The 10753-nt window shown below is 39.5% G+C and carries 7 protein-coding genes; 1 reads left to right on the forward strand and 6 read right to left on the reverse strand.

The window, feature by feature from the left end; translation table 11 throughout:
* Positions 1–641, forward strand: a 641-nt coding sequence (locus J576_RS18925; RefSeq protein WP_033855733.1) for an FAD-dependent oxidoreductase, incomplete at its 5' end; no start/stop codon positions are given.
* 56 nt (positions 642–697) lie between these two features.
* Here the strand turns inward: J576_RS18925 and J576_RS18930 are convergent.
* The 6 genes from J576_RS18930 to J576_RS18955 form a co-directional block, all read right to left on the reverse strand.
* The gene (locus J576_RS18930) at positions 698–2704 is read right to left on the reverse strand and encodes an esterase/lipase family protein (protein ID WP_025467800.1); all 2007 of its coding nucleotides are present in this window, start codon (positions 2702–2704) and stop codon (positions 698–700) included.
* Between the two features lie 117 nt (positions 2705–2821).
* On the reverse strand, positions 2822–3763 hold the full coding sequence (locus J576_RS18935; RefSeq protein ID WP_002049898.1) for an ABUW_2363 family tetratricopeptide repeat lipoprotein: 942 nt from the start codon (positions 3761–3763) through the stop codon (positions 2822–2824).
* A gap of 105 nt (positions 3764–3868) precedes the next feature.
* A complete protein-coding gene (cysE, locus tag J576_RS18940; protein ID WP_000917698.1) occupies positions 3869–4684 on the reverse strand; it encodes a serine O-acetyltransferase in 816 nt (271 codons plus the stop codon).
* Positions 4677–5516 (reverse strand): RNA methyltransferase, encoded by an 840-nt coding sequence (locus tag J576_RS18945; protein WP_002049826.1) that lies wholly within the window; start codon positions 5514–5516, stop codon positions 4677–4679. Before J576_RS18945 ends, cysE begins: the two co-directional genes overlap by 8 nt.
* Positions 5517–5530: 14 nt before the next feature.
* A complete protein-coding gene (dnaE, locus tag J576_RS18950; RefSeq protein ID WP_002050118.1) occupies positions 5531–9094 on the reverse strand; it encodes a DNA polymerase III subunit alpha in 3564 nt (1187 codons plus the stop codon).
* A gap of 200 nt (positions 9095–9294) precedes the next feature.
* Positions 9295–10362: a type II asparaginase gene (locus J576_RS18955; protein WP_002050061.1), complete on the reverse strand. Its 1068-nt coding sequence runs from the start codon at positions 10360–10362 to the stop codon at positions 9295–9297.
* Between the last annotated feature and the right edge of the window lie 391 nt (positions 10363–10753).

A 10753-nucleotide genomic window follows, 5' to 3' on the forward strand; every position in this document is an offset into this window, starting at 1 on the left:
ACGGTGCAAAACTTGAATCGAAAACTGTGATCCTTTCAACAGGTGCACGTTGGAGAGAAATGAATGTACCGGGTGAAGCTGAATACCGTACCCGTGGTGTAGCGTACTGCCCGCACTGTGATGGTCCACTGTTCAAAGGTAAACGTGTTGCCGTGATTGGTGGTGGTAATTCAGGTGTGGAAGCTGCAATTGACCTTGCAGGTATTGTTGAACATGTAACTCTGGTTGAGTTCGACACTAAACTTCGTGCAGACCAAGTTTTACAAAACAAACTGCATAGCTTGCCAAACACAACTGTGATTATGAATGCTTTAAGTACTGAAGTGTTAGGTGACGGCTCACAAGTGACTGGTCTTAAATACAAAGACCGTGCGACTGATGAGGAGCATGTGGTAGAGCTTGCAGGGATCTTTGTACAGATTGGTTTATTGCCAAACACTGACTTCTTAAAAGACAGTGAAGTTGAGTTAACCAACCGTGGTGAGATCATTGTCAATGACCGCAATGAAACCAATGTGAAAGGTGTATTCGCTGCAGGTGACTGTACAACTGTGCCTTACAAACAAATCATTATTGCCACAGGTGAAGGCGCTAAAGCATCACTCTCTGCGTTTGATTACATCATCCGTTCTGGGCAGTAAAATCTAGTCTCAAAACAAAAGAGCCAAAGGATCACCTTTGGCTCTTTTTTATTTTTTTATGGTTTATACAAACCATGTTCAACTAAATGCTCTCGTAAAATAAGACGTAGCTCTAGTACAGCTTGAGGGGTTAACTGAATAGAATGTCCACCCGGAAGTACTTTCTCAGACTTTGCACCCTCTAAGTGAGCGCTCTTATAAGGAACAATACCATCGGTAATGACATTTGGATCATCGCTTTTAGTAATGTTACCCATAATTGAATGGAAGACTAATCCTTGGTGTGGATTAATATTTTCAGTGAGTTCCATAAACTTAGATTGATGACTTAAGTCACTTGGTCCATTTTGAATCAGACCATTATCAATGTTATTCAAGAAATCTTTAACATCTAGGTTTTCAGTGGTTAGTGATGTCGCTACAGCAGATAAAAAAGCTCCCGGCAAACGAATAATTTTACGAGCAGCTAAAGTAAACCATCGATCTGCATAATCTGTACCTCTGTGAGGTGATGCTAAGAAAATTGCGCGATCAAAGTTAGCAATTGAATGCATTTGCAATCGTTCAGTCACCATAGGATGTTTTTTGAAGCGGTTCTGTTGACGTACAGTCATTAGCTTCAAAGCTGGTTGAGTAATATCACCATCACTGACCAGTAAACGGCTAATAATACCTCCCATACTATGTCCCACAAGCACGGCATCATGTGCAGCAGGATCACTTGGATTTAACGAACCGAACGCTTGTTTTAATAGTGCATAAATTTGGAATCGACTTTCTAAGATTGGCATATTGGTCGAGTAGAAAACTTGCCAAACCTGATAGTTATCTCTTAAAACTGTATCGCCCATCACATCGTTAGTAAGAGCAATCCATGCCTCGGGGCTACTTGCTAAACCATGTACCAACACAATAATTTTTTTGTTTGGATTATAAGGTTCGAGCATATATAAATGCGGCATGGTTAAATGCTGATCACGATCAATCAGGCTTAAATAAGCGGCTACACCTAAGTTATTTTCAGCTAACCATAAACCATAAGGAGCCGAGAAGTTGGCAGCTAAAGGGTACTGCTTACCAGCGACATTAATATTATCTGTTCGATAAGGATCATAAACCCGAATTACAAATTCTGGATCATTAATAATTTCTTCAACAGTTTTGGCTTTTTTAGGTTCGGCAACAATAGTTGCTGCTAAATAACGTGCATGGTGAATATTCGGATTCACACCATTTTTATAGCTGTAATTGAGGGGATCTAAAATGTATTCATTAGTTTCTTCTTTTTCTGAACTTGGAAAAACAGCAACAAATTCAGAACCAAAACCATCACGACGGTTGATTGTTCTTAAACCAGAGAAATTTAAGTTATAACTTGAAATTAATTTTTCTAACTTTTGACCAGTTAACTGTCTATGAAACTCAAAGTCAATTGAGTAGACACTCTTACCAATATGGATTTGTGGTTCTACCACATTTTTTTTAGGGTATCTTAGATCATAAATACTCACCATTTTAGCAATGGCTTGATTATAAAAGTCTCGTATTTGAACTTGCCTATTATCAAAAATACGATCGGTTGGCTGACGTTTTGTTGAAAATAAGTAAGCATAACTATAACGAATGCTCTTATCGAGTAAGCTCAATTGTTGGTCTAAGCAATCGTCATATTTGTTCTGAATTGCTTTTTGTTCATCAGAGGCTTTGTGCTTAGTGAACCGACTAATTTTACACTCGGAAGAATCTGATAAAGCCATCGCTTTTGCCAGATACATTTCACTCGCGGCAGATAAAAGCTGTTCATCTAAAATTTGTGGAAGATTTTTAAGCTGATTAACACAGGTATCAGGGGAATCTGTACAAGTTTTGGCTTCTTGTCCTGACATAGACAAAACGTTAAGACTTGCTTCACTCAATTTATCTTGGGTAAGAATACTATTACGTTCGTTTGCAATAGTGACGTTGAGGGCCTGTTGCTTAACATTTACCACCTGACATCCACTCAGAATTGAACCGAGGAGTATGACCGTGAAGAGCGCTGAGTTTCTTTTTCTAACAAACATTATGGTCAAATATGTGGATCAGTAATATGCAGATCATACAAATTTTAAAGTATTTTTCAATTGATCAAATATAAAAAAAGGGCTGTCAAATCAGCCCTTTTTAGTAAGTTTATACTTTTATTTTTTTGTTGGTGCAGTTGGAGTAGCTGGTGCCATAGCAGGGTTTGTTAAAACTTGCCATACATTCCAACGACCTTGTTTTTCAATTTCTTGAATCAAACGATCTGCAACTTCAGCTTCGTCAGGATATTTAACCTTGTAATTTTTTAAGGTCTGAATCGCGTTTTTCTTTTGTTCCATTGCAATATAGTTGTTTGCAGCAGCTAAATATGCTTCTTGAACATCACCTTTAATGGCTTTGTCTAAGTATGGAATAGCTTCACGTTGACCACCACCTTCAGACAAACCAAAACCAAACCAGAAATTAGTTTCTGGATCATCTGGGCTAATTTTTAAAAGTCTTTGAGCATATTCTAAAGATCTAGTGGTATGGGCAGTACCTAAATCAAGGTTACGAGCAAGTACACTTGCTTTAAATGCTCGAATTAAAATATCAAATGAAGCATTTGGATTAGCGGCTAAAGTATCTAAACGCTGAGTTACTTCTTTGAGTTTGCTCTCAAAACCTTTACGTTCTTGACGATCAGTAAAGCGAGGCGGGTAGTGACGAGCTTTACCTTCAACAAGCTGTAAGAAGTCATCAATTTCAGTCACGTCAATTTCATTATCGCCAGCTAAAACTGCATACTTCATCGAACGTTGTGAATTATTGATGGTAGGTACAATCAGTTTATTTGTATCTAATGTAAGCGATTTAGTTGGATCGTCCTGACGAGTGACCACCATTTTAGTTACAGGCTGTGCTGCGGCATCTTTTAAAGCAACTTCAAACGCAGGTGGAGCATCATAATTAAATGGATTTAACGCATAAAATGGAGGAGTAAGCTCTGGTTCCTTGAAAACAAAAGGTTCGATTTTTTGTTCTTTTACAGGTGCCATTGTACACGCTGTTAAACTAGAAGTTGCAAGGATTAAATACGCCAATGGCTTAAAATTCATAGGATCTTCCGTTCATTTTAGTAAAGTCAGATTTGGTACAGCTAAGTCTAGGAAAAGCTAAACCCACATGCAAGGGTAAGCGTGTTACATTATGAATCAAGAATATTACGTTTTTGATGTCTTGTTTTGTGCACCGCATTCACGACGAACTTCTTCAAGAATTTTTAGCTCTTCATCACTAAAAGGCTGTTCATCTTGGCTTTCTTTTTTGAAAGTGGGGTCAAGTTCGGATAAGCGTTGGCACAAATTATTCATACGCGTTTCATTGTGCTGAATACGGTCAAGTAAAACTCGCATTCCTTCTAAAATTGGGTCAGATTGATCAGCAGTAGTCGCATACGGAGCAAAACCGATACTTTGTGCATAATCACGGCGGCGCTCTTCATCTTTATCTTTAGTTTTGTCGGCATCTTTATAAATATAGCGAGCAGGGTTTCCAACGGCTGTTACACCAGCGGGTACCGCTTTTGTCACCACTGCATTTGAACCGACTTTAGCACCTTTACCAACTGTAAACGGTCCTAATATTTTCGCACCAGCACCGACAACTACACCATCTTCTAAGGTTGGATGGCGTTTGCCTTTATTCCATGTAGTACCACCTAGAGTAACACCGTGGTATAGCGTTACATCATCACCAATTTCAGCAGTTTCACCAATCACAACGCCCATACCATGATCGATAAAGAAGCGTTTGCCGATTTTAGCACCAGGGTGAATTTCAATACCCGTTGCAAAACGACTAAATGACGAAACAAAACGGGCAGTACCTTTGCAATCTTTTTTCCACAATTCGTGCGCAAGTCTATGCAAAAGTAAAGCGTGTATACCTGGGTAAGTAGTAAGTACTTCGAGTGTATTTCGTGCAGCAGGATCTCGCGCGAATACAGCCTGTATATCTTCTTTAAGCTGTTTAAGCATTGGATTGATCCTCCTTGTCCGATGATGCTTTTTTCCATTTGCCGCTTGTGAGGGCTTGGACTCGACTAAAAATACCGCGAAGTAAATGATATTCCATACGATCTAATTGTATACGACCAAATAAACGACGCAAGCGTAAAGGTAGTAAACGTGGATTTTCTGGATCTAAAAATTCAATTTCGGTGAGCATTTTTTCCAAATGAGGGTAGAACTCTTCCATTTGCTGCTGAGTCACTAACGGCTCATCCCATTGCATGCTTTGACCTTGAGCAAGCGGCATTTGCCCATCATCAAAAACTGATTCTTTTTGCTCTAATACCGACATACGAAGTTCATAACAAACCACTTGAATCGCTTGAGCAACGTTAAGTACACCATAGTCCGAGTTTACAGGAATAGTAAGGTGATAGTTTGCCAAAGCCAATTCTTCATTGGTTAAACCGCGGTCTTCACGTCCAAAAACGATCGCAATTTGTTGTCCTTGAGCCGCCGCCTGAATTGCTTCTTTGGAAGCAGGGCGAACATCTAACAAAGGCCACGGAATAGTACGGCTTCGAGCACTTGTTCCGAAAACTAAATGGCAATCTTTAAGTGCTTCTTCGAGTGTTTCAACAATTTCAACCTGTTCTAATAAATCTTGTGCACCAGCAGCAAGCGCCTGAATATCTGGATGTGGATAGGTTTTTGGTGAAACCAGAACCAACTTACTCAAGCCCATCGTTTTCATTGCGCGTAAAGCACTGCCAATATTAGCCGGTAAAGTGGTATTGACCATGACAATACGCACTTGTGCTAATTGTTTTGACACGGCGGTGTCGTCAAACAAACTCATAAGATTTCCAGAAATTACGAATATTGAGAAACTTCGCTTTGGTATGAATCCAATGCATCATCAATAGTCATGTCCACAGGAGGTGAGGCAACAGGTTGTGGACGAACAGGTTCTGCTGCTTTAGCTGCCTTAGATTTTACCTGATATTCAATATGAATATTATCCTTACCAAAGTAATCTCTTAGTTTGGCAAGAAGTTCATCTAAAGGAGCGACTTTCCATTGTGGGCCAAGCTGAAGCTCAGCCTGAGCATATGGTTGGTCAATCTGTAACTGTATTGCAATATGCTGATGCATATCGACATTACAATAAGGCAATAATATATTTTGTAGATCTTTTGCCAAACTTGGTTGCAATAGATCATGGGTTAATTTGATTTGAATACTATTGGCGCGTTTTTGTCTGATTTCATTTAAGCTAAACGCTTTGTTCAAGCGTCCCATTGGACGATCAAAACCTTCACGCTCATAAATTTCGCCTTCAAAGACGACTACGCGCTCAACTTGAATAATATCTTTAAAGCGTTGGAAACGTTCGTGGTTACAGCTGACTTCAATACGTGCTGTTCCGTCGTCAAGCACAATAACAACACGGTTTGGGAAATTCGCTACATCAAGGACGAGTCCTGCATAAACAGTCGTTACACCGCGACGAGTTGCGGTAATTTCATTAAGTTTTGCAGGAATAAACGCTTTGAGTTCTTGGCGGTACACATCAATTGGGTGACCTGTTAAATACAAACCAAGCGTATCTTTTTCGCCTTTGAGACGTACTTCATCACTCCATGGTTTAACAGGTTTAGCTGGTTTACGTTGAACTTCTTCAACTTCACCAAATAAATCCATAATACCGCTTTCACGGTTACTACGTGCCTGTTCAGCGGCTTGTACGGCTTCAGGCAATTGAGCCATTAAGCTCGAACGTTCAATACCTAAACAATCAAGCGCACCAGCACGGATAAGTGCCTCTAAAGTTCGTTTATTGATTTTTTTCAAATCAATACGGTGGCAGAAGTCGAATAGGTCAGTATAAGGCCCTTGTTGACGACGTGAGTCAATAACAGACTGCATTGCCTGTTCACCAACACCTTTAATTGCACCTAAACCATAAACGATGGTTTTATCATCACTGGCATGGAAATGATAAGTCGACATGTTAACTGACGGCGGTAAGACCTCAAGTCCGTTATTTCGACAGTCATCAATCAAAAATACGACACTGTCAGTGTTCTGCATTTCCGATGACATTACCGCTGCCATAAATTCGGCAGGATAATGAGCTTTTAACCATGCTGTATGGTATGCAACAAGGGCATAAGCAGCTGCGTGAGATTTGTTGAAACCATAGCCTGCGAACTTTTCCATATAGTCAAAGATATGGTTGGCTGTGCTTTCGTCAATGCCTTTTTGTCCAGCACCTTCAAGGAAGATTTGGCGTTGTTTCACCATTTCTTCAGGTTTCTTTTTACCCATTGCACGGCGAAGTAAGTCAGCGCCACCGAGTGTATAACCCGCACAAATCTGTGCAGTTTGCATTACCTGTTCTTGGTAAACCATAATCCCGTAAGTTGGCTCTAATACGCCTTCCAGCAATGGATGAAGATATTCAAAATCTCCACCATGCATACGGTGAATAAAGTCAGGAATCAGGTCCATCGGGCCCGGACGATACAAAGACACGAACGCAATAATTTCTTCGAATTTACTTGGACGTGCTTCTTTAAGCATTCGCTTCATACCGACGGATTCAAACTGGAATACCGCGGTTGTATTTGCATCGGCAAAGACAGAGTAAGCTTTAGGGTCGTCAAGAGGGACGTGTGAAATGTTTAAAGGATCATTGCTATCGCGGTTTTTATTAATATTTTGAATTGCATCTTCAATAACCGTTAAGTTACGTAAGCCCAAGAAGTCGAATTTTACGAGACCTGCAGCTTCTACGTCATCTTTATCGTATTGAGCTACACGGTTCGTACCGTCTGCATCGCAAAGTACTGCAGAGAAGTCAGTAATTTTACCTGGCGCAATAACAACACCACCGGCATGTTTACCTGTATTTCGAGTAATACCTTCTAATTTTAATGCCATTTCCCAAATTTCACTGGCATCATCATTATCTGGATTTGAAGGGTTGGTAACGATATCTTTAAGCTGAGGTTCCATCTCAATAGCGGTTGCTAAATCTACACCGAGTGGTTTAGTTGGAACCATTTTTGAAATACGGTCAGCTAGACCATAAGACTTACCTAAGACACGGGCAACGTCACGAATCGCACCTTTTGCAGCCATGGTACCGAAAGTTGCAATCTGAGAAACTGCTTCACGCCCATAAGTACGTGATACGTAGTCAATAACACGGTCACGTCCTGCGATACAGAAATCGACGTCAAAGTCGGGCATCGATACACGTTCTGGGTTTAAGAAACGTTCAAAGAGCAAGTCATAACGAAGAGGGTCAAGGTCGGTAATTTTTAAGCTATAGGCAACCAATGAGCCAGCACCAGAACCACGGCCTGGCCCTACAGGGACACCGTTATTTTTTGCCCATTGAATGAAGTCCATGACGATGAGGAAGTAGCCGGGGAATCCCATTTTAAGAATGATTCCAACTTCATAATCAATTCGCTCATCATATGGCTTACGAATTTCAGGCCAGTCTTCACCACGTTTTTCAACTGGGTAAAGATAGTTTAAACGCTCTTCCAAACCTTCTTTTGATAAGTGCTCAAAATAGGTGTCGATGGTAAAACCATCAGGAATTGGGTACTCAGGTAAGAAGTAAGTGCCGAGTTTTAAGCTGACATTACAGCGTTTAGCAATATAATAGGTGTTTTCAATAGCACTCGGGATATCTGAAAACAGCTCAATCATTTCATCTGAAGTTTTGAAATGCTGTTCAGGACTATACAAACGTGGACGTCGGTCATCTGCTAAAACATAACCATCTGCAATACATACACGTGCTTCATGTGCTTCGAAATCTTCTTTTTCAACAAAGTGCACATCGTTGTGGGCAACTACCCCAATATTATATTTAGCTGCTAACTTGGCAGCTTCTTGAATAAAATCTTCTTCACCCGCACGATCAGTACGTGTTAAAGCAAGATAAACTCGATTGCCAAACTTTTCGATCCATTCTTCAAGTAAGGGTTCTGCTTTTTGCGGATTAGATGAGCAAAGCATTTGCCCAACATCACTATGTTGGCCAAGTAAAACAATAATATCTTGATGCTGCTCTAGAACCCATTCTTTTTGTACACAAGGAATACTGAGTTGCTGACCTTCAATAAAGCCACGCGAAACAATTTCAGTCAGTCCTTTCCATCCGATATCGCTCATTGCAAGCAAAGTTGCACGATGCTGGGCATCGTTAAGACGGATTGTGCTACCCAAAATAGGCTTAATACCTTTCTTGAGGCAAGAGTTATAAAACTTTACAGCAGCATGAAGGTTAGATAAGTCGGTAAGTGCCAGCGCAGGCATTTCATCCTTTACAGCAGCCTTGACCAAGTCGGGTATGCGAACAATCGACTCTGTAATCGAAAATTCTGTGTAAATACCGAGATGAACAAACTGCATAAACCAATCCTTAATGCGACCGAAGCATAGTTTAACACGCAAAGTTCAAACGAAATGCTTAATATTTTGGCAACTGTTATGGATTTTAGTATTTAAACAGAATGTTGAGAACACGAAAGTAGAGGATTGATCAAAGATGTTGCGTCTTTTGAAGCAGGAGAAAAGAACCAGCCCAAAATGATTTGGGCTGGTTGAAAAATTTAGTACTGCCAGAACATGCGTTGAATTTCTTTAGCATCATTCGTCTTAGTAAGAGCTAAAGCTGCAAGAAGACGTGCTTTTTGTGGGTTTAAGTCATGAGCAGCTACCCAACCATATTTATCGTCAGGTTGTTCAGCATTACGTAATACGAAACCTTGTGGTACACGTGATGAACGGATAATTTGAATACCGTCTTTATCATGAAGTTTTTGTAAAGTTGGAACAATATAGTTCGCAACAGAACCGTTACCTGTACCTGCATGGATAATCGCTTTAGCGCCAGCTTTTGCATATGCTTCATAAGCGTCAGGAAGCATAGAGTCTGAACCGTAAACGATTTGTACAAGTGGAAGTGCATCACCTTTAATATTTTCAATATTAAATTCTGAAGCATTTGTAAAACGTTTAACAGACTGTCTGAACCAGTATGGTTTACCTTCAACTAATGTACCTAAAGCACCCCATTGGCTAACAAAAGCATTTGTATGAATGTTAATGCCTTTAGTTACATCACGTGCAGCAAAAATAGAGTCGTTCATGAGAACCATTACGCCTTTATTTTTTGCTTCATCAGAAGCTGCTAAAGCAACTGCACTATAAAGGTTAAGTGGTCCATCTGCTGAAAGTGCAGTTGAAGGACGCATAGAACCAACAACAACAATCGGCTTGTCAGTGTGAACAACAAGATTTAAGAAAAACGCTGTTTCTTCTAAAGTATCTGTACCGTGAGTAATTACCACACCATTAACAGATGGCTTTTTAACAAGGTCGTTTACTTGACGAGCAATTTGTAATAATTCCTTGTCAGTAATACTTTCAGAAGCAACCTGTAATGCTTGAATACCACTCACATTTGCCAAATCTTTGATTTGTGGCACTGCATTGATTAAAGCATCAACTGGAACTTTTGCTGCTGTGTAAGTTGCACTATTTGCTGAGCTTGCACCAGCACCAGCGATTGTACCGCCAGTAGCAACGACAACAACGTTGTTTTTTGCGTAAAGAGGGAGAGAGCAGGCCAATAAGCCCATAGCTAAACCGAAAGATTTAACAGTTTTAGTCAACATCGAAAATATCCTTATGAAGTGACGAAGTAGAAGTTTGCTGAATACGCCTGCTTTTCCTAAGCAAAATACATACCATGTAAAACATATTCGCAACTTATTTGAATAAGAAGCATCCCTGAATATCATTTTGTTTCAACAACAATCATTTAGTCATTGCTCTTATTCAGCGCTAATAAATATCATGAAAAAAATAAAAAATCTATTAAGTTTTTCTAATTTATCTCTCTTTTTTTACTTTTTTATATAAAGATTACAAATGACTTTTTTATTATTATAAAAATAAAAAATAATAGGTGGTTTTAAAGTTTTATTTACCAGATGATAATTTTATATTGTTGATTTTTAATGTTATAGTTAAAATTATAAATAATATTAGAAATCATATAGTTAA

The organism is Acinetobacter sp. 766875 (assembly GCF_000582055.1).
Classification (GTDB): domain Bacteria; phylum Pseudomonadota; class Gammaproteobacteria; order Pseudomonadales; family Moraxellaceae; genus Acinetobacter; species Acinetobacter nosocomialis.

Excerpts from the sequence above, each read along its gene's own strand:
- J576_RS18930 (WP_025467800.1), bottom strand. The coding sequence starts at position 2,704 with ATGTTTGTTAGAAAAAGAAACTCAGCGCTCTTCACGGTCATACTCCTC.
- J576_RS18935 (WP_002049898.1), bottom strand. The coding sequence starts at position 3,763 with ATGAATTTTAAGCCATTGGCGTATTTAATCCTTGCAACTTCTAGTTTA.
- cysE (WP_000917698.1), bottom strand. The coding sequence starts at position 4,684 with ATGCTTAAACAGCTTAAAGAAGATATACAGGCTGTATTCGCGCGAGAT.
- J576_RS18945 (WP_002049826.1), bottom strand. The coding sequence starts at position 5,516 with ATGAGTTTGTTTGACGACACCGCCGTGTCAAAACAATTAGCACAAGTG.
- dnaE (WP_002050118.1), bottom strand. The coding sequence starts at position 9,094 with ATGCAGTTTGTTCATCTCGGTATTTACACAGAATTTTCGATTACAGAG.
- J576_RS18955 (WP_002050061.1), bottom strand. The coding sequence starts at position 10,362 with ATGTTGACTAAAACTGTTAAATCTTTCGGTTTAGCTATGGGCTTATTG.